Source organism: Micromonospora noduli (genome assembly GCF_003264475.1).
Lineage (GTDB): Bacteria > Actinomycetota > Actinomycetes > Mycobacteriales > Micromonosporaceae > Micromonospora > Micromonospora noduli.
In genome coordinates this window covers 92,757-117,559 of sequence record NZ_PYAC01000008.1, presented here as the reverse complement: position 1 = coordinate 117,559, position 24,803 = coordinate 92,757, and the positions used below count along the sequence as shown (strand labels likewise).

The following is a 24,803-nucleotide window of genomic DNA, read 5'->3' as shown; positions in this document are numbered from 1 at the left end:
CTCGCGTCCGGTTCTTTCGGATGCGAGCATGGTCGATACCGGGGAAGGGAGCGCAGGATGCGTGCCATCTGGAAGGGAGCCGTGTCGTTCGGGCTCGTCTCGATCGGGGTGAAGCTCTACTCCGCGACCGAGGAGAAGGACATTCGGTTCCACCAGGTGCACCGCGAGGACGGCGGCCGGATCCGCTACAAGCGCACCTGCTCGGTCTGCGGCGAAGAGGTCACCTACGACGACATCGCCAAGGGCTACGACATCGGCGGCGGCGAAATGGTGATCCTCACCGACGAGGACTTCGCCGACCTGCCGCTGACCAGCTCCCGTGCCATCGACGTGCTGGAGTTCGTGCCGGCCGAGCAGGTCGACCCGATCCTCTACAACAAGGCGTACTTTCTCGAGCCGGAGGGCGCGGCGACCAAGCCGTACGTGCTGCTGCGCGACGCGCTCATCGACTCGGAGCGGGTGGCCATCGTCAAGGTGGCGCTGCGCCAGCGGGAGCAGCTGGCCACGCTGCGGGTCCGCGAGGGTGTGCTGCTGCTCAACACCATGCTCTGGCCGGACGAGATCCGTACCCCGGACTTCGGTTTCCTCGACGAGGATCTCAAGGTGCGCCCGCCGGAGCTGGCCATGGCCAGCTCACTGATCGACTCGATGACCGGCGAGTTCGAGCCGGACGTCTTCACCGACGACTACCGGGCCGCGTTGCAGGAGGTCATCGACGCCAAGGTGGAGGGTCGGGAGGTCGTCCAGCCCGAGGAGGTCGAGGAGGCCCCGGCCGCGGCGGTGGACCTGATGGCGGCGTTGAAGGCCTCGGTGGAGCGCGCCAAGGCGGCTCGCGGCGAGCAGCCGGCCCGCGGCGGTGGTGGCGGCGGCGAGCCGACGCCCATCTCGTCGGCCCGCTCGGCGCAGAAGGCAGCCGAGAAGAAGGCGGCCAAGGCTCCCGCGAAGAAGACCGCGGCGAAGAAGACGGCCGAGAAGAAGGCGGCCGAGCCCGCGAAGAAGACCGCCGCCAAGAAGACCGCCGCGAAGAAGGCGGAGCCGGCGAAGAAGACCGCCGCACGCAAGACCGCACCCCGCAAGAGCGCCTGACCGTACGGCAGCGGCGGCGGTGTCCGCCTCGCCGGGTACGCTCCGCCGGCCGCTGGCGACCGGAGGAGCCCCCATGCCGTACACCCCTGATCTGGACCGGTTACTGACACCCGGCGCCCGCTTCACCGACCAGCACGGCGCGTACCTGATCGAGGCCCACCCGGCGGGCGACGTCGTGCTGCCCACCGGCCAGGTGGTCGGGTGTGACCCGCTGGTCTGCCCGGAGGCCGAGCCGTTCACGGTCACGGTGCCGCCGGGGCGGTATGCCGCCCGCGCCTGGGTGGCCGTGGTGCTCCGGGAGGACGCCGAGGTGGACCGGCGGATGGCCGCGTTTCAGCTGGTGATCTCCGATGAGCCGACCACCCACTGGGAGCCGGCCGTCGCGGGCGACCAGGACGTCGCCACGCTCGGCGCGGACGACTACTTCGGCTACGGGGTGGACGCCGGCGTCGGCACCCTCGCCGACCCGACCGCGCTCGCCGTCCTGGAGAGCTGGGACTCCGACCGGGTCGAGGAGGTCTTCATCCCGACCGAGCTGCCCTCGTCCCCGGTCCCGGGGCTGATCAGCGCCGTGTTGGACCAGGCCAGCGGCGCCAACGTCGTCACCGTGTCCACGGGCTGGGGCGACGGCTGCTACGGCACCTGGATCGGCCGTGCCGCCGACGGCCGGGTCACCTCCTTCGTGACCGACTTCATGGTCGTCCCGGAATAACCGCCCGGGAAAGCCCCGGAACTGTCGCACTGGGCGATCCGAGGCGTCCGCGGCGGGCACGGTAGGCCGCGGTGCGGGTACCGTGTGCGTCGGCTTTCCCCCCGGCACCGGGTGCCGGCCACACTTCGCAGCAGGGAGTCGACGACGTGAGCGAGCGGACGCAGCAGACGGGCCCGGACCAGAGCCCGGCAACCAAGTCGGGGCGCCGCCTGGCCGCCCAGTTGGCGGAGAAGAAGGCCGCCGACGCGAGGCGCAAGCGCAACGCGTGGGCCAGCGGCCTCGCCGCCGTCGCCGTGGTCGGGGTGCTGATCGGCGTCTTCGTGACGATCGGTGGGGGCGACGACAAGCCCAAGACCCAGGCCGACGCGACCCCGTCCGCCTCCGCCCCAGCCCCCGACGAGGCCGGCGCGCCCCCCGCTCCGCAGCTGCCCGAGGGCGCCGACCCGGCGCTGGGCACCAAGCCGGCGGTGACACCGGGCACTGGCGACCTCAAGAAGCTCACTGTCACCCCGCTGATCAAGGGCAAGGGCCCGGCCGTGCAGAAGGGCCAGAACATCACCACCAACTACGTGGGGGTGTTCTACAAGGACGGCAAGGAGTTCGACTCCTCCTGGAAGGCCGGGCAGCCGGCCACCTTCCCGATCGGCGTCGGCCAGGTCATCCCCGGCTGGGACCAGGGTCTGGTCGGCGTGACAGTGGGCAGCCGGGTGCAGCTCGACATCCCGGGCGAGCTGGCGTACGGCAACGACGAGGCCGCCGCCGGTGGACGTCCGACCGGTCCGCTGCGCTTCGTGGTGGACGTGCTCGCCGCCCAGTGACCTGTCCGGGTCGTCCCGGTTGTCGCCGGGACGCGATGGAGTTGTTCACATGGGGCTTCCGGCCCGTCACCCTGCGGCAGTAGGTTCGGCGTCACCCCGGGCGGTTCGCCGCCCGGGGTGAGCATCCGGAACCGGGACGCGGAGGTGCATGTGACGGCGCTGGACGAGCCTGGGCGGACCGCCCGGTCGATGTGGGCGTACTTCGAGCCGGTGCACACTGTCACCTACCTGCACCCCCGGGCCCGGGCCGCGTACGAGGCGGTCGGGCTGCGCGGCTACTGGCGCGGTTACTTCGCCGGCCGGGCCGCGCCGCTGGGAGCCGCCGAGGCGGCCCCGGTGATCGCCGCCTTCTTCAACTTCGCGCCGCCGATGGTGGCCCGCGCGCTGCCTGCGGTGTGGCGGTTGGCCACCCCGCAGGAGGCGCTGCGCGCCCGTCTGACCGGTGCCGTGCAGGCGCTCGCCGAGCTGACCTACGAGCTTCCGGAGTCGCACCTCGTGGAGGCCGCCGACCTGCTGGAGCGGGCCGCCGCGGCGGCGCAGACCGCCGGCCGGGTGCTCGGCGCTGCCAACGCGGCCCTCCCGGCGGGTGAATACCCGCTGGCGCGGCTCTGGCAGGCCGCCACCACGCTGCGCGAGCACCGGGGGGACGGGCACGTGGCGGCGCTGGTGGCCGCCGGCCTCGACCCGGTGGAGACGCTCACCGGGCGGGTCGCGCTGGACGGTTCGCCGCCGCAGTACCTGCTGGGCCGGGGCTGGTCCGAGGAGCAGTGGCACGCCGCCCGCGAGCGGCTCACCGAGCGGGGCTGGCTGACCGGGGACGGCGCGGCCACCGAACACGCCCGGGCCGAGTTCCAGGCCATCGAGGACGCCACCGACCGTGCCGCCGCGCACCCGTGGCAGGCGCTCGGCGCCCACGACACGGACCGGCTCCGGGAGCTGCTGGAGCCGATCGCCCGGTCCGGTCACACCCTGCTCCCCGAGGGCAGCCCGCTCGGTCTGCCCGCGTTGCCCGGCTGACCGGGCACCCACCGGTCGGGCAGGATGGGCCCGTGACTGATGCGGTGGTCTTCGACCTGGACGGCGTGATCGTGGATTCCGAGCCGGTGTGGGAGGAGGTCCGTCGGGCGTACGTGGCGGCCCACGGCGGGGCGTGGCAACCGGACACGCAACGCCGGCTCATGGGGATGAGCACCGGTGAGTGGGCCCACTACCTCAGCGGAGAGCTGGGCGTCGACCGCACCGCCGAGCAGGTCGCCGTCGAGGTGGTCGAGGAGATGACCCGACGCTACCGGGACCACGTACCCCTCATCGACGGCGCCGACCAGGTCGTCCGCCGGCTGGCCGCGCGGTGGCCGCTCGGGTTGGCCAGTTCGTCGCCGACGAGGCTGATCGAGGCGGCGCTGGCGGCGACCGGCCTGACCGACGCGTTCGGCGCGACCCTCTCCACCGAGCAGACCGAGCGGGGTAAGCCCGCACCGGACGTGTACCTGAGCGTGGCGCAGCGTCTCGGCGTCGACCCGACCCGCTGTGTGGCGGTGGAGGACTCGTCCAACGGGGTGCGCTCCGCCGCGGCGGCGGGGATGCGGGTGGTGGCGGTGCCGCACGGCTCGTACCCGCTCGATCCGGACGCCGCCGGGCTGGCGGTGGCCACGCTGAACGCGATCGGTGAGCTGACCCCGGAGCTGGTGGATCAGCTGGGTTGACCCGGGTCGAGCCGGGTAGAGACCACGGATGAAGGCCATCGTGTACGAGCGCAACGGCGACCCTTCGGTGCTCGATCTGGTCGATCGCCCGGTGCCGGAGCCGGGTGCGGGCGAGGTATTGGTGCGGATGGCGGTCTCCGGGGTGAACCCGACCGACTGGAAGTCCCGCCGCAACGCCCCGCCGAACGGGTGGCAGATCCCCGGGCAGGACGGCGCGGGGGTGGTCGAGGCGGTCGGCGATGGGGTCGACCCCGACCTGATCGGTGAGCGGGTGTGGATCTGGGAGGCCGCCTGGCAGCGACAGTGGGGCACGACGGCGGAGTACACGCTGGTGCCGGTCCGGCAGGCGGTACGCCTCGGCGCCGCTCCGTTCGAGCTGGGCGCCGCGCTGGGCATCCCGTTCCTCACCGCGCACCGCTGTCTGACCGCTGGCGAGTTCATGCCGGACACGCTGCGGGCCGGCGCGCTGGCGGATCACACGGTGCTGGTGCAGGGCGGCGCGGGAGCGGTCGGCAATGCCGCGATCCAGCTCGCCCGTTGGGCCGACGCCACGGTGATCGCCACTGTGAGCAGCGCGGAGAAGGCCCAGCTCGCGGCCTCGGCCGGTGCCTCCTTCGTGATCAACTATCGGGAGCAGGACGTGGTCGAGGAGGTCCACAAGATCGCCCCCGACGGGGTCCACACGGTCGTGGAGGTCTCCCCCGCCCGCAACGCCTCGGTCGACGCACGGGTGCTGCGGCACGGCGGTGCGGTCTGCATGTACGCCGACAACGGCGGGGACGAGGTGAGCATCCCGATCCGGGCGATGATGGCGCCGAACGCCCGCTGGCAGTTCGTCCTGGTCTACACGGAGCCGAAGTCGGCCAAGGCGCAGGGCGTGAAGGACGTGGCGGCGGCGGCCAGCCAGGGTGGCATCCGGGTCGGCGCGGACGCCGGTCTGCCGCTGCACTACTACCCACTGGCGGAGGCGGCCGCGGCGCATCAGGCGGTGGAGGACTCGACTGTGGGCAAGGTGCTCATCAGCACCAGCGACGCCTGATCGGGTCGCCGACCACCCGATTTCCCCGTCAGCAGGACAGAAGCGAATAACTTTCGCAACAATGACGGTGCGGGTCACCCCGCGTGGAGCGGGCGGCCCCGGCGCGGTGCGAACGCCGGGGCCGCCCCTGGGGAGGGTTCAGGAGTACTCCCACCCCAACAGGCGACAGTGCCGGGGAAAACGTTACGGGGCTGTCAGCTCCCGGACACTCAGCTCGCCCCCGGCGTACCGCGAACGGACGACCTTCTTGTCGAACTTGCCGACGCTCGTCTTCGGCACCGTGTCGATGAACGCCCAGCGCTCGGGCAACTGCCAGCGCGCCACCGACCCGGCCAGGAAGTCCCGCAACTCCTCGGCGGTCACCGAAGCGCCCTCCCGGACCACCACGGTGGCCAGCGGGCGTTCGTCCCATCGCTCGTCCGGGACCCCCACCACGCACGCCTCCAGCACCGCCGGGTGGGCCATCAGCGCGTTCTCCAACTCCACCGACGAGATCCACTCACCACCGGACTTGATCACGTCCTTGGCGCGGTCGGTCAGGTTGATGTACCCGTCCGGCGAGAGGGTGCCCACGTCGCCGGTACGCAGCCAGCCGTCGCGGAACTTCTCCTCGTCCGGGGCGTCGTCACCGACGTACCGGGCGGTCACCCACGGCCCTCGGACCTCCAGCTCACCCACTGCCGTGCCGTCGGCGGGCATCGGGTCGCCCGACGGGCCGACTATCCGCGCCTGCACGCCCGCCGGCACCCGCCCCTGGGTGTAGCGGTAGCGCCAGGCCTGCTCACCGGTCGCACCGGCGGGCGGACGCGAGACCGACCCCAGCGGGGACATCTCGGTCATCCCCCAGGCGTGGATGACATCGATTCCGTGCCGCTCGTCGAATGCGTGCATCAGCGCCGGCGGGCACGCCGAGCCGCCGACGATCACCTCACCGAGCGAGGAGGTGTCCACGTCGTGGGTGTCCAGGTAGGCCAGCAGGTCGGTCCAGATGGTCGGCACCGCACCGGCCAGGGTGGGCCGCTCGGCGGCGATCATCTCGGCGATCGGCGCGGCCTGGAGGAACCGGTCCGGCATGATCAGCGACGCGCCGGAGAGGAAGGCCGCGTAGGGCAGGCCCCAGGACATGGCGTGGAACATCGGCACGATGGCCAACTCGCGGTCGGTCGGGCCGAGGCCGAAACCCTCCGGCATGCAGACCTGCAACGAGTGCAGATAGATCGACCGGTGCGAGTAGGCCACGCCCTTCGGGTTGCCGGTGGTGCCCGAGGTGTAGCAGAGGGCGGCGGCGTCGCGCTCGTCCACCTCGGGCCAGTCGTACGTGTCGGGCCGGTCGGCGAGCAACGCGTCCCAGTGGTGCACAGTGATCCGGTCGCCGGCCGCCGCCACCAGCGGCGCCGGGTCACCACCGCCGACCACCACGACGTGCCGCACAGTGGTCAGCTCACCGATCACCCTGGCCAGCAGCGGGATGAGCGTGCTGTCGACGAGGACCACCCGGTCCTCGGCGTGGTTGGCGATGTAGACGACCTGGTCGGGGAAGAGCCGGATGTTGAGCGTGTGCAGCACCGCGCCCATGCTCGGCACCGCGAAGTAGGCGACCAGGTGCTCGTTGTTGTTCCACATGAAGGTCGCGACCCGCTCGTCGCCGGTCACCCCACACTCGTCGCGCAGCCCGTGTGCCAGCCGGGCGGCGGCCCGGCCCACCTCGGCGTACGTCATCCGGCGGGGTTCGGCGCCCGTCCAGGTGACCACCTCGGCCGTGCCGTGCACCAGTGCACCGTGGTCGAGGATCCGGGAGATCTGCAGAGGGGCGTCCATCATCGTGCTACGCATGGGTAACAAGCTAGTGTCGGCGGTCACACGTTGGGAACCCCCGTAAGTTGTCGCAGGTGAGCATCTCCTGGGCCGACTCATACGTGGGGCAGTTGCGCGCGCTCGCCGGGGACCGGACGCTGATGTTCGTCGGCGCCCGTGCCGTGGTCAACGACGACGCCGGACGCATTCTGCTGATCAAACGCTCGGACAACGGCCAGTGGGCCATGCCGGCCGGCGCGATGGAACTGGGCGAGTCGATCGCCGACTGCGCCGTACGCGAGGTCCGTGAGGAGACCGGGCTGCGCGCGCTGCGGGTCTGCGCGTTCGCCCTCTACACCGGCCCGGACCGGACGAGCACAAACATGTACGGCCACACGTACCAGGTGTTCACGACGGCGTTCAAGGTGGAGGAGTGGGACGGGCAGTTGGCCCGGGTCACCGACGAGACCACGGACGCCAGCTTCTTCGCCCGCGACCGGTTTCCCGCCCCACTCTCCACCTCGGTCATCGAGACCCTTGCCGACCTGGACGTCTTCGAGCAGACGAACCGGCTCATCCTCAAGTAGGGCGGCCCCGGGGCCACCGACCCCGGGGCCGTGCCTCACTGCGGCAGGCGGAGCCCGGCGAAGAACCCTTCCTGGATCCAGTTCGGGTACGCGACCGGCAGCTTGGTGGCCTCGTCCAGCTCGGTGAGGTCCTGCTCGGTCAGCGTGAGATCCGAGGCGGCGATGTTGTCGACCAACTGCTCGTGCTTGCGGGCACCGACGATCACGCTGGTCACGGCCGGTCGGGACAGCAGCCAGGCGACCGCCACCCGGGCCGGGCTCACCTCGTGCCGCTCGGCGACACCCTTGAGCACGTCGACCACGCCGAAGGCGTGCTCCGGGTCGAACGGGGTGAAGCTGGCGTACCCGGGCTGGGCGCTCCGCGCGCCACTGTCGGCGACGGCACCGTCCCGGCTGACCTTGCCGGAGAGGAAACCACCGGCGAGCGGGCTCCAGACGGTCAGTCCGACACCCTCGTTGAGCGCCATCGGCACCACGTCGCGCTCCACGTCCCGGCCCAGCAGCGAGTAGTACTCCTGCACCGAGACGAACCCGGCCAACTTCTCCCGGGCGGAGATACCCAGCGCCTTGGAGATCTGCCAGGCGGCGAAGTTGGCGGCGCCGATGTAGCGGACCTTGCCCTGCCGGACCGCGTCGTCGAGCGCGCGCAGCATCTCCTCCATGGGAGTGATCTGGTCGAAGTTGTGGATCTGGTACAGATCGATGTGATCGGTGCCCAGCCGGCGCAGGCTGTCCTCCAGGTTCTGCATGATGTGCAGCCGGGAGGTGCCGACGTCGTTCGGGCCGGGGCCCGTCCGGGAGTGCACCTTCGTCGCCAGTACGACGTCGCGACGCCGCTTGCCGAGCGCCTTGCCGAGCAGCTCCTCGCTCTCGCCGTCGCTGTAGCCGTCGGCGGTGTCGACGAAGTTGACGCCCGCGTCCAGCGCGGTGTCCACCAGCCGCTGCACCTCGGGCAGCGCCAGCCCACCCAGGGTGCCCCAGAGCGGGTGCCCGCTGCCGCCGAAGGTCATCGCGCCGAGCGAGATCTCCGAGACGTACACCCCGGTGGTGCCCAGCAGTCGGTACTTCACGTGTGTTGCTCCTCGTGGTGGGTCGGAGGCCGAGGTCAGGCACTCCGTGGTCACTATGTCGGACACTGTGTCCGGCAACGAGCGTACGTCGCCGAGCCGACCCCCGGCCACCTAGGATTCCGGCTATGCCCTCGATCACCCGCCGCCGCCCGCGCAACCCCGACGGACGCGCGGCCGTCGAAGCGCGGGTGCTGGCGGCCACCGAACGGCTCCTGAAGGAGGGGATCCGCTTCACCGACCTCGGCGTGCAGCGGATCGCCGCCGAGGCCGGCGTGGCGCGGTCGACCTTCTACACCCACTTCCGGGACAAGACCGAGCTGCTCATGCGCCTCGCCGGCACCATGCGGGAGAGTTCGTTCGACCGCACCGGCGAGTGGGACCCGGGCGGCCCCGGCGACCCGCTCACGCGGCTGACCGAGGCCTTCGCCGACGTGATCCGGATATACCGGACATACGCCCCGGTGCTGGCCGCGGTCAGCGAGGTCGCCGCGTACGACGAGGCGGTCCGGGAGTACTGGGCGGCCGGGCTGGAGCAGTTCGTGGCCCGCACCGTGGACGCGCTCCGGATCGAGCAGCAGGCCGGACGTACCCCCGCCGACCTGGACGTGACGACGGCCAGCCGGCTGATCGTGGTCGGCGGCGACCGCTTCCTCGCCGACCACGTCAGCACGACCTCGGCCGACCCCGAGACCGACGCGGCAGCCGCCCGGGAGTTGGCCGCGACCTGGTGGTACGGCGCCTACCGCCGCCCCGCCTGACCACCTGGACCCGGCCGACACCGACCGCCCCGGGGCGGTCCCGGGGCGGTCGGTGTCGAGACGCTCAGATCATCGTCTGCGACTTGGCCTCCATGTCGGCGGCGGCCTCCTCCTTCGACTCGCGGGTCAACGGCTTGCCGCCCGGAGCCGGGGCCTCCCCGCCGAGCGGGTCGGCACCACCGGTGGCACCCTGCGGGCCGGCACCCCGAAGCTGCGTGTTGGGCAGCGTCAGGGTGACCACCACCGCCACGATCGCGATCAGGCCGGCGGTCAGGAAGACCATGTCCAGCGCGTCGACGAAGGCGCCCTGGATGGCCGCACGGACCGGCCCCGGCAGGGCCAGGATGGTGGCCGGATCGTTGATCGAGATGTTGGCGCCGCCACTCGCCGCCACCGCGGCCTGCTCCTGCGGCGGGAGCTGCGCGATCGCGCCGGGCAACCGGTCGGCGAGTCCGCTGGTCAGCCGGGACGAGAGCACAGTGCCGAGAATCGCCACCCCGAACGAACCGCCAAGCGACCGGAAGAAGGTCGCCGAGGAGGTGCCAGCACCCAGGTCGCGTACCGAGACCGCGTTTTGCACAGCCAGGATCAGCGACTGCATACACAGACCCAGCCCGACGCCGATCACCACCATGTACCCGAACGCCACCCAGAGTGAGGTGGCCACCTCCAACTGGGTGAAGAGGAACATGCCGACCAGGAGGGTCGCCGAACCGGCCACCGGGAACCACTTGTAGCGGCCGATCCGGGTCATCGCGCGGCCGGTCAGGATCGAGGTGATGATGATGCCGGCCATCATCGGCAGCATCAGCAGACCGCTTCGGGTCGGCGAGGCGCCCTTCACGATCTGCAGGTACAGCGGAATGAAGATGATCGAACCGAACATCACCAGACCGATGATGAGCAGGGCCGAGTTGGCCAGCGCGAAGGTGGCGCTCCGGAACAGCCGCAGCGGCAGGATCGGCTCGGCCACCCGGGCCTCCTGGAGGACGAAGAGCACCCCCAGCACCACGCCGGCCACGAAGAGCCCGATGATCACTCCGGAACCCCAGGCGTACTCGTTGCCACCCCAGCTCAGCGCGAGCAGCAGCGAACTCACGCCGGCCACCAGCAGGCCGGCGCCGAGCCAGTCGATCGAGTGGTCCCGACGTTCGAACGGGATCAACCGCATCACGTGGTAGCAGACGACGATGGCCAGGATCGCCAGCGGCACGTTGATGTAGAAGATCCACCGCCAGTCGGTCTCCGCAAAGTAACCGCCCACCAGCGGCCCGGCGACCGACGAGATCCCGAAGACCGCGCCGAACAGGCCCTGGTACCGACCACGCTCCCGGGGTGACACCACGTCCGAGATGATGGTGAACGCGAGCGTCAGCAGACCACCGGCGCCGAGACCCTGGATACCCCGGGTGACGATCAGCTGGGTCATGTTCTGCGACAGCCCGGCCAGCAACGACCCGAGCAGGAACGTGCCGATCGAGAAGAGGAAGACCGGCCGACGCCCGTACAGGTCGGCCATCTTGCCGTAGAGCGGCGTCGACGCGGTCGAGGCGAGCAGGTACGCGGTGACCACCCAGGAGTAGTGGTTGATCCCGCCCAACTCGCCCACGATGGTCGGCAGCGCCGTACCAACGATGGTCTGGTCGAGTGCGGCCAGCAGCATGCCGGTCATCAGGCCCAACATGAGCAGCCGGATCTGCTGACGGTTCAGCACCGGCGCATCTGAGGCTTCGGTGGTCATGTGGCCTTCTATCCCGCGAGCCGCAGAACATGCGCCGAACCACCAAAAAACCAACCCGGCACCGCACCCGCTCCGCGCTCCCGCCTCCTGGCGTTGATCAAGAGGTTTGCGTCATGACGCACCGCGTTCCTGACGCAAACCTCTTGATCACCGGGAAAGGGCTGGGGGGCGTTAGGGGGTGGTGAAGGTTTTGGTGATTGCTGCGCAGAAGGCGGGGAGATCGTCGGGTTTGCGGCTGCTGGTCAGGTTGCCGTCGGTGACGCACTCCTCGTCCACCCAGGTGGCTCCGGCGTTGGTCAGGTCGGTACGCAGTGTCGGCCAGGAGGTGATCCGCCGGCCCCGCACCACGTCCGCCTCGATCAGCGTCCACGGGCCGTGACAGATCACGCCGACGGGCTTGCCAGCGTCGAAGAACGCCTTCACGAACCGCACCGCGTCCGGGTCGCCCCGCAGGAAGTCCGGGTTCGCCACCCCTCCGGGCAGCACCAGCGCGTCGTAGCCGGCGGCGTCGGCCTTGTCGACTGTGACGTCCACGTCGTACGTCTTGGAATGGTCCAGGTGGTTGAAGGACTGGATGGAACCGGGCTTCAGCGAGACCAGCTCGGCCGTCGCGCCGGCGTTCTCGACCGCCTCGCGTGGCTGGACGTACTCGACCTCCTCGACGCCGTCGGCGGCCAGGAAGGCGATCCGCTTGCCCTGCAATGTCGCTGCCATCTCGGTACATCTCCTTTCCGAGGGGTACCTCAATCCCCTTCCCGCCCTCGAACGCCCGAAACAGGTCGGACAGGTTCGGACCGGTGAGGACCGGTCAGGAGCCGCCGAAGACCGCCTGACCAGCGGCGGGACCGGTCGGCGCGCAGGTTTGTCCGCCAGGCCGCTGGGGACCCCGGGAGGCATGGCAGGAGCAGCAGCGGAGCAGCGCCGGTTCGCCACCGTCGTGGAGAGCTGGCTCGGACGCCCAGTCCTGATCGTCGGTGACGCCATGTTGGACGAATGGCGGTTCGCCGACTCCGACCGGCTCTGCCGGGAGGCGCCCGCCCCGGTCCTCACCCTGCGCCGGCGGATCTCCGCCGCCGGTGGGGCCGCGAACACCGCCGTCAACGTCGCCGCCCTCGGCGGCCGGGCGGTGCTGGTGGCACCGGTCGGCGCCGACGTCGCAGGGGACGAACTGCACGACTGCCTGGACCGCGCGAGCGTCTGGGACCGCACTGTCAACCAGCCCGGGCGACCCACACCGGTCAAGCGGCGGATGTTGGCCGGCAACCAGATCCTGCTGCGTGAGGACTCCGGCGACCCGGAGGACGCGCTGGACCACGACGGGGTGAGCCGGCTGCTCACCGCCCTGAGCTGCGCCACCGAGGAGTTGCGCGCCGCCGCCGGTGGGGAGGCGCCGACCCTGGTGGTCTGCGACTACGGCCTGGGCGCGCTGCCCGCGCCGGTCCGCGCGTGGCTGGTCGAGAACCGCCAGCGGTACGCCACTGTCGCGCTGGACGCCCACGACCTGGCCGACTGGCGGGGCCTCGCGCCGACAGTGGTCACCCCCAGCTTCGCCGAGGCGACCCGGCTGTTGGCCCGCGCGGGCGGTACGACCCGACCGACCGGCGGGACCGAACTGCACCTGGAACACCCGGACGGCGACCCGGTCGACGGACCGTCCGAGATGACCGTCGGCGCGGCCCCGGGGGCGGTACGCGCCGACGACACCGCCGCCGAGCTGACCCGGGCCGACCGCCCGGGGCCGGTCGGCGAGCCCACCCCGGGTGAGGGACGGGTCGCCCTCACCGGTGACGGGCTCAGCGTCACCGGCACCGGCGTCACAGTGAACACCCGGGCCGGAGAGGGCGTCGACCGGGCCGTCCTGGCCAGGTCACGGCTGGCCGAACTGCGTGCGCACACCGGTGCAGACGTGGTGGCGGTGACCCTGGACACCGAGGGCGCGGTGGTCGGCGGCGCCGACGGGGAGCCACGACGCAGCCACAGCACTCCGGTGCCGGCAAGCCACGCCGTGGGTGCCGGCGACGCGTACCTGGCGGCGATGACGTTGGCCCTGGCGGCCGACGCGCCCCTGCCCACCGCCGCCCAACTCGCCCAACTCGCGGCCACCATCACCGTCTCGGACACCGGCACCTGCGTCTGCCGACGGGACGACCTGCTCGCCGCGCTGGACCAGCCAACCGAGACCACGAGCCACCCCGCGCTGGTCAGCGGCGACGAGTTGGACGCGATCGTCGCCGAGTACCGCGAGGCGGGACGGTCGGTGGTCTTCACCAACGGCTGCTTCGACGTGCTGCATCGCGGGCACGTGCGCTACCTGGAGCAGGCCCGCGCGTTGGGCGACCTGCTCATCGTGGCGGTCAACTCGGACGGGAGCGTACGACGGCTGAAGGGCCCGGACCGGCCGGTCAACCCGGTCGAGGACCGGGGTGCCCTGCTCGCCGCACTCGCCTGCGTTGACCACGTGGTGGTCTTCGAGGAGGACTCACCGGCCGCGCTGATCGAGGCGGTCCGACCGGACGTGTACGTCAAGGGCGGCGACTATCCGCCGGAGCTGGTGCCGGAGGCGCCGCTGGTGCGCCGGCTCGGCGGCCAGGTGCGCACCCTGGGGTACGTGCCGGACCGGTCCACCTCCGCGATCATCGAGCGGATCCGGTCGCACAGCCAGGACCCGTCGCCGCACACCAACGACCGGGAGCCCGACCCGTCGCTGCGCACCCGCACCCAGGCGTCGTGAACCGCCCTCTCGACCTCGGCACCCCGGAGGAGTTTCGCGCCGACCGGCTGGTCGACGTGCTGATTCCGACCCGGAACCGGCCCGCCGAGCTGGCCGTCACCCTGGGCGGGCTCGCCGCCCAGGACGGGGTACCCGGCTTCGGCGTGGTCGTCAGCGACCAGTCCGACGGGGACCCGGCGTACACGCATCCCGCCGCGGCAACCATGGTCCGGGCGCTGCGCCACCGGGGCCACCCGGTGCTGCTGACCCGCCGGCTGCCTCGACGGGGGTTGGCCGAACACCGGGCGTACCTGCTCGCCGCCTCGGCCGCCCGGTACGTCCTCAGCCTCGACGACGACATCTGGCTGGAACCGGGTGCGATGCACCGACTGGTCACCGCGATCGGTGAGCTGGGCTGCGGGTTCGTCGGCAACGGTGTACACGGGCTCTCGTACACCGATGACGTACGGCCGGAATCGCACGGCCACTACGAGGAGTGGGCCGGCCCGCCCACACCGGAGCGGATCCGACCCGACACCCCGGAGTGGAACCGGGCCCGGATCCACTCGGCCGCGAACCTGCTGCACATCACCGAGCAGTTGGCGCTGCCGCCGGGCGCGTGGCGGGCGTACAAGGTCTCCTGGATCGGCGGGTGCGTGCTCTACGACCGGGCCAAGCTCGTCGACGCCGGCGGCTTCGACTTCTGGCGTCGGGTGCAGGAGAAGCACCAGGGCGAGGACGTGGCCGCGCAGCTCGCCGTGTTGTCCCGCCACGGCGGCGCGGGCATCCTGCCCAGCGGCGCGTACCACCTGGAGTCCCCCACCACGGTCACCGACCGGGACGTGGAGGCTTGGGAGGTCGTCCTCGCCGACGAGGACAGCCCGCAGCCGGCCTGACCTACGGGGTGAGCAACTCCCGGGCGGCTTCCAGCACCTCGATCACCGGTACGTCGGTCACGAACGAGTCCCGGTGCGGGCACTCACCGTCGCCGGGCCGGTGCGGATAGATGCCCGGTGTGCAGTCGACCCCGCAGACCGGGCAGTGCACCGTCCACGAGCTGATCGGTCGGTGCCGACCCCGCAGCGGGCTGGCCCCGTTGATCAGGTTGCCGACCCAGAAGATGCCCACAGTGGGCGCGCCCACCGCGGCGGCCAGGTGCAGCGGGCCGGTGTCGTTCGAGACGACCAACGCGCAGTCGGCGTAGCAACCGACCAGCCCGCCCAGGCTGAGCGTGCCCACCTGTGGGCGCACCGGCACCTGCGCCGCAGCGACGACCCGGTCTACCACCTCCTGCTCGGAGGGCGTGCCGGTGACCAGCACCTCGTAGCCGTCCTCGTGCAGCGCACGGGCCACCTCGGCGAAGCGCTCGGCGGGCCAGCGGCGGCGGGTGTCGGTGGCACCCGGATGCAACGCCACCCGGGGACGGCTTGCCGGGCCGAGCACCTGGGCGGCCTCGGCCCGGTCGGCGTCGGTCACCGCCAGCGTCGGCGTGATGGTGGTGGCCGGCGCTCCCGCCAGCGCCACCACCTCCAGGTAGCGGATCACCTCATGCTGGTAGTAGACGTAGCGCAGCCACCGGTCCAGCGGCGGCGCGTCGTCGGTGCGCAGGCCGACGGCCAACCGGGCACCGAGCCGACCGATCAGCGGGTTGGAGTTGGCACCCCCGCCGTGGATCTGCACCGCCAGGTCGAATTCCGCACCGGCGGCAGCGGCCACGAAGTCGTCCATCGACGACTCGGGCTCGCCCGGCTCCGGCGTACGGATGCCGGCTGCCGGCGGCACCACCAGCACCCGGTCCACCGGGCCGGGCCGGTCGCGCCAGAGCTTCGCGTGCCACGGCGCCCCGAGCAGCACGATCTCCGCCGAGGGGTACGCGCTGCGCAACGCGTCCAACGCCGGCAGGGCGAAGATGAAGTCACCGAGCGCGTTGGCGCGCAGCACGGCGATCCGCCGCACGTCGGGAAGGCGCTCGGCGGTCGGACCGAGCACGGACGGGGTGACCACCCGACCCGCTACGGCCGGTCGATCTCGCCAGCGGTGTCCGGGCGGTGCAGCTCCCGGTCCGCTGCGGGATCGGCTGGCATCGGCGTACCCGTGGAGAGGTCGCCGGAGCGCGGCCCGGTGCGGCCGACGGTGATGGTGCGCGGCGCGGGCCGGGTCGCCCGTGGCAGCCGGACCCGGAGCAGGCCGTGGTCCATCACCGCGTCGATGGTGTCCGGGTCGACCCGCGCCGGCAGGTTGACCCGGTACTCGAAGCCGCGCGTCTCGAAGCCGCCGGGGATGCCCTGGTCGGCGTTGACCTCTGCCTCCGAGCGGGCCCGCACGCACAACTCCCGGTCGTCCAACTCGACGGCCACCTCCTCCGGCGCCACTCCGGGCAGCCGGACGACGACCTCCCAGCCGTCCGAGGTCTCGGTCAACTCGACGTCGGACGTCCCGCCGCGACCACCCACCAGGCGACTCAACTCGGAGCGCAGCGACTGCAACTCCCCCATCGGGTCCCAGCCCTGCTGCCGACTGCCGCGCCACCCCCGGCCGAAGCCGCCAAACTGCTGCTCGCTCATCACACCTCTCCGATCCGCTGGGTGGCCGCCGGCGGCCGTAGTGAGCTGGGCGCGTCCAGGCCGGCGTCACTGTCGACGCCCACACCGAGCCGGTCGACCAGCTCACCACCGAGCCAGGCGCTGATGCCGAGAATCGCCAGCGCGACCACCTCGATGGCGACGAGTGCCCCGCCGGCGGCCCGGGAATCCGCGTTGAGCCGCACCGCCCACACGGCGGCGAAGAGCAGGATCACCGCGACGTTGGCGCCCGCGTGCAGCAGACCCACCCGCTTGGCGCGGGTGCCGGTCGGGATCGCCAGCAGGTCGAACGAGCCGGCCGCCGCGGCGAGCAGGCCGCCGATCAGGCCGACGGTGATGTTCCAGTACGCGACCTCGCCGAGGAAGTCGGGACCGCCGACGGTGTCCACCACGTCGAACAGCACCGCCGTGGCCAGCAGCGCGACCGGGAACATCACCAGCATCGGATGGACCGGGTGGCCCAGTACCTTGAGTCGGCTCTCCATCTCCCGGCCTCCACTGGTCGGCGTCCTGCGGAACGGTCTCGTGCGGCGAGCGCGTCGGGTGAGGCCGTACCCCCGGCAACCAGGCACAAACCTCGCGCTGGTCACGGCGGCCTAGGCTGACGACGGTGGTGCCCGCCACCGGGTCAACGCCTGAGGGAGGATCAACGTGACGGTGGAGATCACTTCGCACGAGGAGTTGCGCGAGCTTCTTGGCGTACCGAACGCGCGGGCCGCCAGCAAGGAACGCCCCCGGCTGCACGAACGGGACCGCGAGTGGCTCGGCGCCTCGCCGTTCTGTCTGATGGCCACGGCCGGCGCGGACGGCAGCTGCGACGTCTCGCCCAAGGGCGACCCGGCCGGGTTCGCCCTGGTGCTGGACGACACGACCATCGCGCTGCCCGAGCGGCCCGGCAACAGGCGGGCCGACGGCTACACAAACATCCTCGACAACCCGCACATCGGGTTGCTCTTCCTGATCCCCGGGCGGACCGACACGCTGCGGATCAACGGGCGGGCCCGCCTGGTCAGTGACGCGCCCTGGTTCGACGACATGGTGGTCAAGGGGCACCGGCCGGTGCTCGCCGTGGTGGTGGAGATCGAGCAGATCTTCTACCACTGCGCAAAGGCATTCCTGCGGTCGGCGCTGTGGCGGCCGGAGACCTGGCAGCCGGAGGCACTGCCGTCCCGGGCACGCCTGATCAAGGAGGTCGAGGCCCCGACGGAGAGCCTCGAAGACCTGGAACGGCACTACGGCCCGGCGTACGCCACGAAGATCTACGTCTGACCCGCGCGGCGCGACAGGAACACCGCGCCGCCGGACGACATCGATTCGTCAACCTACGCTTACGGAAAGTCACGGCCCCGGAGGCCGCCTGATAGCTTTCGTCGATGGGCTCGGTAACTGAACAGGATGCGTCTGGCCACGTTGATCGCGTCGCCGACTACTACGACGACAACACGCGTCGGTTCCTCCTGGTTGCCGAGAGCCCAGGCAGTGACGCCATCCATCGTGGCGTGTGGACGCCGGACGTCGCGAACACAGCAGCGGCCATGGACACCGTCAACCGCCTCATGATCGAGCGTTTGCGCGGGCACGTTCCTGCGGGAAGCGCAAGGGTGCTTGACCTTGGCTGTGGTGTCGGCGGGACGATGGTTCGCTTGGCCCGCGAGGTGGACGGGTTCGTCTCCGGGGTAACCATCAGCCGAGTGCAGGCCGAGATCGCAGCGAAGCGGTTCGACCGCGAAGGACTGACCGACCGCTGTGACGTGATCTGTGCCGACTTCGCCGAGCTGCCCGCGGAACCGCACTACGACGCCATGGTCGCCGTGGAGGCGGTCGTTCACTCGCCGTCGCTGGAGAACCTGATCCCGTCCCTGGTGGATCGGTTGCGCCCTGGAGGCCGCCTCATCCTGTGCGACGACTGGGCGACCGAGAAGGATCGAGGGCTCGCCGCTCGGGAGCGCTGTCTCGACCAGTTCCGCGCCGGCTGGCGCGTCGGAAGCTTGCATACCGTGGCCGAGCTGGTCGCCATGTCCGAGCGCGCCGGCTTGCGCCTGGTCGAGGACCTGGATCTCACCCCGTACCTGCACCTCGGTCGGCCCCGCGACCGCGTGATCAAGCTGGCTGTCGGCGCCACAGCCGTACTTCCACGGCTTCGCAACCGTCTTGTCGAGATGCCGTTCTGGGCCAACATGATTGGCGGTTCAGCGCTGCAGGCTGGATTGTCACGGCGTTGGCTGGAGTACCACTTGATCGTGCTTCAGAAGGCGTGAGGCTCTTGTGGCGCATCGAGCTGCCGCGACGGAGGCAGCCCCACCTCGGCAACACGACAGTGACTGATTCGCCGGGCTCCCGGTCAGGCCGACCAGCCGGCCGGGTTGCCGAACGACTCGCGGGAGATCCCCGAGCCGGTCTCCGGCCACGAACCGAACCGGTCGTTGTGCAGGTGCGCGAAGAAGTAGCACATGCCTTCGCAGTCGGCGTCCAGCAACGCCATCGCGGGGTCGGCGCGGACCGCCTCGTAGTACGACCGCCCCAGGGCCACTATGAAACCCCGGGCGTAGAGGAAGCCGTCGTCCGACCCGTCGGTCACCTCGTGGATGTCCTCCCGATCGATGTCGTGCAGCTTGCGCTCCACCACCCGGTCGAGATCCGTCAACTCCTGCCCGGTCAGCTCGACGGTCAACTGCCCGAGGTGGTCCAGGAAGGCATCAAGCCAGGCGTCGATCGCGTAGGAGGGACCGTCGTCGTCGCCGTTGTCGCCGGCGGGGTCGCGCTCGACGAGGGCCTGCCTCAGCGCCAAGGGCTCGGCGCCCAACTCGGCCCAGGCCGCCTCGATGAGTGCCCACAGCCGGGCCTCGTCGGCGGGGGTGGGCAGCGTCCCAGGGGCATCAGTGGTCACGGTCACCGTCGGACCGCAACCACCACCACCGACGGTTTCAGGACCCCGAATCGGCGGACACCATCCACAAGTGACCGTCCGGGTCTGCGAAGACGCCCGCGTACGCCCAGGGCTGTTCTGCCGTCTCGGTGATGATCTCGGCGCCGGCAGCGCGCGCCCGCTCGACGAACGCGTCCACTTCGGCCGGCGCAGCGACACCAAGGTTGAGCAGGCATTCGCTCTGACCCCTCGGGGCGACCTCGTGTCGGCCGATAACCCAACCGAAGCCGCCGGTCGGGATGAGCATCAGCCGCAGCCCGTCGTTGACCACGAACTGCAACGGCTCCGGGATGCCATCGTCTGCCAACTCGCCCACGGCGTCCAGGCCGAGCCCGTCGCGATAGAAGCGGTAGGAGGTGGCCCGATCGGCGATGGGCAGACTCACGGTCACCGTTGCGGAAGTCATGGGTAGACGCCTCCAAACTGTCGGTCCGGCAAGATCAGGCATCAGTGTGTCGCTGAATTAGCGTTGGACTTGTGACCGTAGACGATTGGTTGACAGCGACCCGCACCTCCTACGACACGGTCGCGGTCAGCTACGCGCACCTGGTACGTGACCTCCTGGCGGAGGCACCGTACGAACGAGCCGCCCTGGCATCGTTCGCCGAGCTCGTGCAGGGTGCCGGCGGCGGGCCGGTCGCGGATGTGGGCTGCGGGACGGGGCGAATCACCGCCCACCTGCACACGCTCGGCGTCGACGCCTTCGGGGTCGATCTCTCGCCCGGGATGATCGCCGTGGCCCGCCGTGACCACCCGGAGCTGAGGTTCGAGGTCGGCTCGATGACCGACCTCCAACTGGCCGACGGTTCGGTCGCCGGCCTGGTCGCGTGGTACTCCCTCATCCACATCCCCGACGACCAGATCGACGTCGTGTTAGCCCACTTCCGGCGGGTGGTGCGCCCCGGTGGCCCGCTGCTGCTCGGCTTCCACGTGGGCGACGAAACGACCCTCAAGACAGAGGGCTACGGCGGGCATCCGATGAACGTGCACGTCCATCGTCGGCAGCCAGCCCAGGTGGCCGCCTGGCTGCGCCAGAGCGGATTCACTGTCGACTCGCAGACCACCGTTGTCTCGCCGGAGAGCCGGCTCGGCGGCATCCTCGTCGGGCGGCGCGAGCCCTGATCGCCCGTTGTCGATCCTTCCTCGCCACTGTTAGCCTAAACTGCGTACAGCGTTTGCAGTATTCGACTTCGAATGGGGCGACCGATGACGGACGACGCGCGGCCCGTCTGGGTGTTCGGTGGCGGTGGAGTGGCCGGCATCGCCTGGGAGGTCGGCATCCTCACGGGGCTCGCGGACGAGGGAGTGACAGTCGCCCCGGAGGCCGTCCTCATCGGCACCAGCTCCGGTGCCGTTGTCGGAGCTCAGCTCGCCAGCGGCACTCCACTCGCGGACCTCTTCGAGCGCCAGCGCGGCGGTCTCGCCCACGAAACCTCACCCGCACCGGGCCTTCTCCACCTGCTTCGGCTCGCGCGGGCACAACTGTTCGCGCGCAGCCCCGAGCAGGCCGCTCGCCGCCTCGGCCGACTCGCCCTCGCCGCCCGCATCGACGACCCGTCCCGGCAGCGTCGGACAGCCGAAGCCCGACTGCCCAACCACGCCTGGCCGGACGACGTGGACCTTCGCATCGTGGTCGTCGACACCGGGACCGGCGCCAGCCGCACCATCACCCGGCACGACGGCGTCCCAATGGTGGACGCCGTCGCCGCGAGCTGCGCCATGCCGATCTCCGCGGCCCCGGTCAGCATCGGCGACCGCCGCTACATGGACGGCGGCATGCGGTCGACCCTCAACCTCGACCTCGCCCCCGGAAACGGCCCGGTCATCGCCCTCGCGCCGAGCACCGCCGCGATCGGGCCCTGGGCGCGCATCGACAAGCAGCGAGCCGCGCTGGGAACGGGTCGCCGGGTGGAGCTACTGCTCCGGGACCCGGCCTCCAAACGAGCGCAGGGGACCACCGTGATGGACCGCTCCGTCGTGCCGGCGCTCGTGGCCGCAGCCCGCGAGCAGGGCCGACGCGAGGCGCCCCGGGTGGCCGCCGCACTTGCGGAGACAACGCCGGGACGGGAAGCGCGAGGCTGACACCCCCGCACCGGGACCTCCGGGTCCGAAGACGACGGAGGCGAACCCCGAGCCCGCCCACCGGAGCCACCGCCGCTGTCCTTGGCTGTACGGATGGCTGTACGACCGACCGGTGCCGACCGTCTGATCCGTCAACTCCCAAGACCACTCCGGGGTGGTTCGGCAGCATCCGCGATGTCCCGGTCGGCGCCCACCTTCTTGCATGCGGCGGGGCGGCTATCGTCGGCGCATGCCGTCAAAGGTGATCTTCTTCGACCTCGGAGGCGTGGTCTGCCGGTTCCGTCCGGAGCGGCGACTGGCCGCTCTCGGTGAGGCGTGTGGGGTAAGTGCCGAGCAGGTCGAGAGCGTGCTGTACGCGTCCGGGCTCATCGACCGGTGGGATCGCGGCCTCGGCTCGTCGGCGGAGATCCACCGCACGGTTCGGGAGGGTCTGGGATACCGGGGGGATCTCGCGACGCTCCAGGAGATCTGGTGCCGTGCCTTCGAGCCGGATCCGCAGGTGTTGGAACTGGTGGAGAGTTTGCGCCCGCTGCGAACGGCCCTGCTCACGGACAATGATCCGCTGCTTCTGGATGCGCTCCCGAATATGCTCCCCCAGGTTGCCTCCCGCTTCGATGCCCTGCTCTTTTCTTGTCGGCTTGGAGGCACCAAGCCCGATCCGGGCGTGTTCAACCGGGCACTTGACCTGATGGGCAGCGCCCCGAGCGAGGCGGTGTTCATCGACGACAAGGCCGCGAACGTTGCCGGCGCCCAGGAGCTGGGCATCACCGCGATACGGTTCAGCGGCGCCGCTGAGTTGGGCGCTGCACTGGACAGGCTCCTGGCCACGTGAGCGCGGACAATGCGGGCGTCGCCCGGTCGGCGTCAAGTATGGCCGTAGGCCATCGGCGTGCCGACGCGCAGCGGCCTTGACGCCGACCAGGTGGCGTAGAGGATCAGGCACGCGGGGAATGGGTCACCCGTCATCTCCGAAACCGGTCCAATGAGGCGCCAACGTCAAGGCGGTGCGGCGGATGCTCGGGCACGTCCGGCGGCGGTGTCGCGGACCTTGGAAACGGCGAAGCCCAGGTCGATGACCTGGGCTTCTGTACCGAGCCGCCTGACGGAATCGAACCGTCGACCTACGCATTACGAGTGCGTCGCTCTAGCCGACTGAGCTAAGGCGGCAACGATCAGCAAGTGTACGGCACCCCGGCGGCACCGACCGAACGGGATACCCCCGTCGCACCGGCCAGCACCAACCGGACATCGGCCGCCATCTGGACGCTTACCGGACAGCGGATGATCGGGTCCGGGACTACGCTGCGGCGGGTGAGCGACGAACGCGACCACCCCGAACGTCAGGTCGAGCCCACCGAACGCCCTGGCCGTGCGCCGGCCGGTGAACGCGCCGCCCATCGGCCGCGTAGCACCGACCCCCTGGAGCTGGGCTTCACACCGCGCAAGCCGGTGCCGTGGCTGGCGCCGTTCCTGCTTATCAGCACCGGCATCCGGACGCTGCTGGCGGTGCTCTTCGGGGCGTACCTCGACAAGCGCGAGTTGCAGAACGCGTTCGGCGACGGCATCTTCCACCAGGTCGGGCCGGACGGCGGCCTGTGGCTCGACTACGTGGCCGACCTCGGTGACGGCTTCAACGCCACCTACTCGGTGGCGTACCTGCTGGCGCAACCCGAGCTGACCGTCGACGGGCACCGCCTGCCCCGGGCGCAGACCCTGGTGATGGGCGGCGACCAGGTGTACCCGTCGGCGGCCTACGCCGCGTACGAGGACCGGTGCAAGGGCCCGTACCAGGCCGCCCTGCCGGTGGCGCCGGCCGAGAAGCCGACGCTCTTCGCGGTGCCCGGCAACCACGACTGGTACGACGGTCTCACCGCTTTCCTGCGGTTGTTCGTCCGCTCGCGGGACCGCAACTTTGCTGGCTGGGGCACCGGGCAGTCCCGCTCGTACTTCGCTGTGGAGTTGCCGGCCGACTGGTGGTTGCTCGGCGTGGACGACCAGTCCGGCTCGTACCTGGACGACCCGCAGCTGGCCTACTTCGACGAGGTGGCCCGGCAGCTCGGGCCGGAGTCCAAGGTGATCATTGCGGCGCCGGCGCCGACCTGGGTCAAGGCCGCCGACAACCCCACGGCGTACGACTCGATCGACTACTTCATCCGCACGATCATCGACCCGACCGGGGCGCGGGTGCGGCTGTTGCTCTCGGGCGACCTGCACCACTACGCCCGCTACTCCGGGCCGGACCGGGAGCTGATCACCTGCGGTGGCGGCGGCGCGTACCTCTACCCCACGCACAAGCTGCCGGAGCGCATCGAGGTGCCACCGCGGGACACGCTGGCCCGCAAGGCCAGCTCCGCCCAGCCGTACGACCTGGTGGCCCGTTACCCGGACGCCGCGCGGTCGCGCCGCTACGGCTGGGGCATCTTCCCCCGGTTGCCGTTGCGCAATCCCGGCTTCACGACGCTGCTCGGCACCCTGCACACCCTGCTGATGCTGGCCATGGCCGGTGCGACGGCGAACTGGGCCGACAGCACCAACCAGCGGCTGTTCAGCGTCCCGCTGGTGGTGATGGTGCTCGTGACGGTGATCGCGGCAGCGCTGTTCGCCAAGCCGCCGAGCGCGAGCGGCAAACGCCACGCGCGGCACTGGATCCTCGGCGTCGGCCACGGCGTGGCGCAGGTGGCCCTGGGGGCTGCCGGCACCTGGGTCTGGTTGGCGCTGCCGTTCTACGACTGGCCGTGGCCGCTGCCGGCGGTCGCCGCGGCGGTGCTCTACGGGCCGGTGATCGGTCTGGTCGCCAGCCAACTGGTCGCGGCGTACCTGCTGGTGGCCGGCTCTTTCGGAGTGAACGTCAATGAACTCTTCGCCGGCCAGGGCATCGAGGACTCCAAGTCGTTCCTGCGCTTGCGCATCGACCCGGACGGCACGCTGACCATCTACCCGCTGGGGGTGGACCGGGTCGCCCGCGACTGGCAGGTGAACCCCGACCAGTCCCCCACCCAGAGCTGGCTCATCCCGAAGTCCCCCCTAACCCCCCACCTAACCGAACCCCCCACAGTCCTGCGCTAACCCACCCCACCCCACCCACAACCAAGTTGATCAAGAAGTTTGCGTCACGACGGACCCGAATCCTGACGCAAACCTCTTGATCAACTGGGCTGGCGGCGGGAGGGAGCCGGGGCCAGGGGGCCGGGCAGG

Annotated in this window: 25 protein-coding genes and 1 tRNA gene; 16 read left to right on the top strand and 10 right to left on the bottom strand. The window is 70.9% G+C overall.

Translation table 11 applies throughout. From position 1 onward, the window contains the following. The first annotated feature begins 57 nt into the window (after positions 1–57). From ku to MED15_RS10895, 6 genes are all read left to right on the top strand, one after another. Entirely contained in the window at positions 58–1,086 is a 1,029-nt protein-coding gene (gene ku, locus MED15_RS10920; RefSeq protein WP_091395326.1) for a non-homologous end joining protein Ku, read from the top strand. Between the two features lie 73 nt (positions 1,087–1,159). After that, positions 1,160–1,798, top strand: a complete 639-nt coding sequence (locus tag MED15_RS10915) for a DUF4241 domain-containing protein (RefSeq protein ID WP_112735500.1) — start codon at positions 1,160–1,162, stop codon at positions 1,796–1,798. Between the two features lie 146 nt (positions 1,799–1,944). Next, on the top strand, positions 1,945–2,616 hold the full coding sequence (locus MED15_RS10910; RefSeq protein WP_112585811.1) for an FKBP-type peptidyl-prolyl cis-trans isomerase: 672 nt from the start codon (positions 1,945–1,947) through the stop codon (positions 2,614–2,616). A gap of 189 nt (positions 2,617–2,805) precedes the next feature. Further along, positions 2,806–3,633 (top strand): SCO6745 family protein, encoded by an 828-nt coding sequence (locus MED15_RS10905; RefSeq protein WP_112735685.1) that lies wholly within the window; start codon positions 2,806–2,808, stop codon positions 3,631–3,633. A gap of 32 nt (positions 3,634–3,665) precedes the next feature. Continuing rightward, complete coding sequence (locus MED15_RS10900; RefSeq protein WP_112585809.1) at positions 3,666–4,319, top strand: HAD family hydrolase; 654 nt, start codon at positions 3,666–3,668, stop codon at positions 4,317–4,319. A 28-nt stretch (positions 4,320–4,347) separates the two neighbouring features. Then, a complete protein-coding gene (locus MED15_RS10895) occupies positions 4,348–5,358 on the top strand; it encodes an NADPH:quinone reductase (protein WP_112585807.1) in 1,011 nt (336 codons plus the stop codon). Positions 5,359–5,541: 183 nt separating this feature from the next. On the opposite strand, the gene MED15_RS10890 is transcribed toward MED15_RS10895, so the two are convergent. Further along, positions 5,542–7,176, bottom strand: a complete 1,635-nt coding sequence (locus tag MED15_RS10890; RefSeq protein ID WP_208646629.1) for a fatty acid--CoA ligase — start codon at positions 7,174–7,176, stop codon at positions 5,542–5,544. A 71-nt stretch (positions 7,177–7,247) separates the two neighbouring features. Between MED15_RS10890 and MED15_RS10885 the strand changes: the two genes are divergently transcribed. After that, positions 7,248–7,739: an NUDIX domain-containing protein gene (locus tag MED15_RS10885; protein WP_112735496.1), complete on the top strand. Its 492-nt coding sequence runs from the start codon at positions 7,248–7,250 to the stop codon at positions 7,737–7,739. 35 nt (positions 7,740–7,774) lie between these two features. Here the strand turns inward: MED15_RS10885 and MED15_RS10880 are convergent, their stop codons facing one another. Then, positions 7,775–8,809 (bottom strand): aldo/keto reductase, encoded by a 1,035-nt coding sequence (locus MED15_RS10880; protein WP_112699930.1) that lies wholly within the window; start codon positions 8,807–8,809, stop codon positions 7,775–7,777. Positions 8,810–8,934: 125 nt separating this feature from the next. Here MED15_RS10880 and MED15_RS10875 point away from each other — a divergent pair, with 125 nt between their 5' ends. Beyond that, a complete protein-coding gene (locus MED15_RS10875) occupies positions 8,935–9,567 on the top strand; it encodes a TetR/AcrR family transcriptional regulator (RefSeq protein ID WP_112585801.1) in 633 nt (210 codons plus the stop codon). Positions 9,568–9,631: 64 nt separating this feature from the next. Here the strand turns inward: MED15_RS10875 and MED15_RS10870 are convergent, their stop codons facing one another. Next, a complete protein-coding gene (locus MED15_RS10870; protein WP_112585799.1) occupies positions 9,632–11,308 on the bottom strand; it encodes an MDR family MFS transporter in 1,677 nt (558 codons plus the stop codon). A gap of 171 nt (positions 11,309–11,479) precedes the next feature. Continuing rightward, on the bottom strand, positions 11,480–12,022 hold the full coding sequence (locus MED15_RS10865; protein ID WP_112677663.1) for a type 1 glutamine amidotransferase domain-containing protein: 543 nt from the start codon (positions 12,020–12,022) through the stop codon (positions 11,480–11,482). A gap of 181 nt (positions 12,023–12,203) precedes the next feature. On the opposite strand from MED15_RS10865, the gene rfaE2 reads away from it, so the two are divergent. Further along, on the top strand, positions 12,204–14,039 hold the full coding sequence (gene rfaE2 / locus MED15_RS10860) for a D-glycero-beta-D-manno-heptose 1-phosphate adenylyltransferase (protein WP_112735494.1): 1,836 nt from the start codon (positions 12,204–12,206) through the stop codon (positions 14,037–14,039). Further along, the gene (locus MED15_RS10855) at positions 14,036–14,914 is read left to right on the top strand and encodes a glycosyltransferase family 2 protein (protein WP_112602120.1); all 879 of its coding nucleotides are present in this window, start codon (positions 14,036–14,038) and stop codon (positions 14,912–14,914) included. Before rfaE2 ends, MED15_RS10855 begins: the two co-directional genes overlap by 4 nt. A gap of 1 nt (position 14,915) precedes the next feature. Here the strand turns inward: MED15_RS10855 and MED15_RS10850 are convergent, their stop codons facing one another. From MED15_RS10850 to MED15_RS10840, 3 genes are read right to left on the bottom strand one after another with little or no spacing between them, the layout of a single operon-like run. Continuing rightward, on the bottom strand, positions 14,916–16,022 hold the full coding sequence (locus tag MED15_RS10850; RefSeq protein WP_112735492.1) for a glycosyltransferase family 9 protein: 1,107 nt from the start codon (positions 16,020–16,022) through the stop codon (positions 14,916–14,918). Between the two features lie 8 nt (positions 16,023–16,030). After that, positions 16,031–16,582, bottom strand: a complete 552-nt coding sequence (locus MED15_RS10845; protein ID WP_112585789.1) for an Hsp20/alpha crystallin family protein — start codon at positions 16,580–16,582, stop codon at positions 16,031–16,033. Further along, entirely contained in the window at positions 16,582–17,085 is a 504-nt protein-coding gene (locus tag MED15_RS10840) for a DUF2231 domain-containing protein (protein WP_091395370.1), read from the bottom strand. The genes MED15_RS10845 and MED15_RS10840 overlap by 1 nt, the downstream gene beginning before the upstream one ends. A 166-nt stretch (positions 17,086–17,251) precedes the next feature. On the opposite strand from MED15_RS10840, the gene MED15_RS10835 reads away from it, so the two are divergent. Beyond that, positions 17,252–17,869 (top strand): pyridoxamine 5'-phosphate oxidase family protein, encoded by a 618-nt coding sequence (locus tag MED15_RS10835; protein WP_112585787.1) that lies wholly within the window; start codon positions 17,252–17,254, stop codon positions 17,867–17,869. 104 nt (positions 17,870–17,973) lie between these two features. Next, the gene (locus MED15_RS10830) at positions 17,974–18,858 is read left to right on the top strand and encodes a class I SAM-dependent methyltransferase (RefSeq protein WP_112735490.1); all 885 of its coding nucleotides are present in this window, start codon (positions 17,974–17,976) and stop codon (positions 18,856–18,858) included. An 83-nt stretch (positions 18,859–18,941) separates the two neighbouring features. Here MED15_RS10830 and MED15_RS10825 read toward each other — a convergent pair whose 3' ends face one another. Beyond that, entirely contained in the window at positions 18,942–19,493 is a 552-nt protein-coding gene (locus MED15_RS10825; RefSeq protein ID WP_244220431.1) for a DUF4240 domain-containing protein, read from the bottom strand. 31 nt (positions 19,494–19,524) lie between these two features. After that, positions 19,525–19,932 (bottom strand): VOC family protein, encoded by a 408-nt coding sequence (locus MED15_RS10820; protein ID WP_112735488.1) that lies wholly within the window; start codon positions 19,930–19,932, stop codon positions 19,525–19,527. A gap of 71 nt (positions 19,933–20,003) precedes the next feature. Between MED15_RS10820 and MED15_RS10815 the strand changes: the two genes are divergently transcribed. The 3 genes from MED15_RS10815 (at position 20,004) to MED15_RS10805 (ending at position 22,440) form a co-directional block, all read left to right on the top strand. Next, complete coding sequence (locus MED15_RS10815; protein ID WP_112699926.1) at positions 20,004–20,648, top strand: class I SAM-dependent DNA methyltransferase; 645 nt, start codon at positions 20,004–20,006, stop codon at positions 20,646–20,648. Between the two features lie 84 nt (positions 20,649–20,732). Next, entirely contained in the window at positions 20,733–21,608 is an 876-nt protein-coding gene (locus tag MED15_RS10810; RefSeq protein ID WP_167457636.1) for a patatin-like phospholipase family protein, read from the top strand. Between the two features lie 241 nt (positions 21,609–21,849). Beyond that, positions 21,850–22,440, top strand: a complete 591-nt coding sequence (locus MED15_RS10805) for an HAD family hydrolase (RefSeq protein WP_112735683.1) — start codon at positions 21,850–21,852, stop codon at positions 22,438–22,440. 261 nt (positions 22,441–22,701) lie between these two features. Here MED15_RS10805 and MED15_RS10800 read toward each other — a convergent pair. Beyond that, positions 22,702–22,775: transfer RNA gene (locus tag MED15_RS10800), tRNA-Thr, on the bottom strand. Between the two features lie 144 nt (positions 22,776–22,919). Between MED15_RS10800 and MED15_RS10795 the strand changes: the two genes are divergently transcribed. Next, on the top strand, positions 22,920–24,674 hold the full coding sequence (locus MED15_RS10795; protein WP_309251482.1) for a metallophosphoesterase family protein: 1,755 nt from the start codon (positions 22,920–22,922) through the stop codon (positions 24,672–24,674). Positions 24,675–24,803: the final 129 nt, after the last annotated feature.

What these genes read in the sequence shown, in the direction of transcription:
- ku (WP_091395326.1), top strand. Translation starts at nt 58, where the DNA reads ATGCGTGCCATCTGGAAGGGAGCCGTGTCGTTCGGGCTCGTCTCGATC.
- MED15_RS10915 (WP_112735500.1), top strand. Translation starts at nt 1,160, where the DNA reads ATGCCGTACACCCCTGATCTGGACCGGTTACTGACACCCGGCGCCCGC.
- MED15_RS10905 (WP_112735685.1), top strand. Translation starts at nt 2,806, where the DNA reads ATGTGGGCGTACTTCGAGCCGGTGCACACTGTCACCTACCTGCACCCC.
- MED15_RS10895 (WP_112585807.1), top strand. Translation starts at nt 4,348, where the DNA reads ATGAAGGCCATCGTGTACGAGCGCAACGGCGACCCTTCGGTGCTCGAT.
- MED15_RS10890 (WP_208646629.1), bottom strand. Translation starts at nt 7,176, where the DNA reads ATGGACGCCCCTCTGCAGATCTCCCGGATCCTCGACCACGGTGCACTG.
- MED15_RS10875 (WP_112585801.1), top strand. Translation starts at nt 8,935, where the DNA reads ATGCCCTCGATCACCCGCCGCCGCCCGCGCAACCCCGACGGACGCGCG.
- MED15_RS10870 (WP_112585799.1), bottom strand. Translation starts at nt 11,308, where the DNA reads ATGACCACCGAAGCCTCAGATGCGCCGGTGCTGAACCGTCAGCAGATC.
- MED15_RS10865 (WP_112677663.1), bottom strand. Translation starts at nt 12,022, where the DNA reads ATGGCAGCGACATTGCAGGGCAAGCGGATCGCCTTCCTGGCCGCCGAC.
- rfaE2 (WP_112735494.1), top strand. Translation starts at nt 12,204, where the DNA reads ATGGCAGGAGCAGCAGCGGAGCAGCGCCGGTTCGCCACCGTCGTGGAG.
- MED15_RS10845 (WP_112585789.1), bottom strand. Translation starts at nt 16,582, where the DNA reads ATGAGCGAGCAGCAGTTTGGCGGCTTCGGCCGGGGGTGGCGCGGCAGT.
- MED15_RS10840 (WP_091395370.1), bottom strand. Translation starts at nt 17,085, where the DNA reads ATGGAGAGCCGACTCAAGGTACTGGGCCACCCGGTCCATCCGATGCTG.
- MED15_RS10830 (WP_112735490.1), top strand. Translation starts at nt 17,974, where the DNA reads ATGGGCTCGGTAACTGAACAGGATGCGTCTGGCCACGTTGATCGCGTC.
- MED15_RS10820 (WP_112735488.1), bottom strand. Translation starts at nt 19,932, where the DNA reads ATGACTTCCGCAACGGTGACCGTGAGTCTGCCCATCGCCGATCGGGCC.
- MED15_RS10810 (WP_167457636.1), top strand. Translation starts at nt 20,733, where the DNA reads ATGACGGACGACGCGCGGCCCGTCTGGGTGTTCGGTGGCGGTGGAGTG.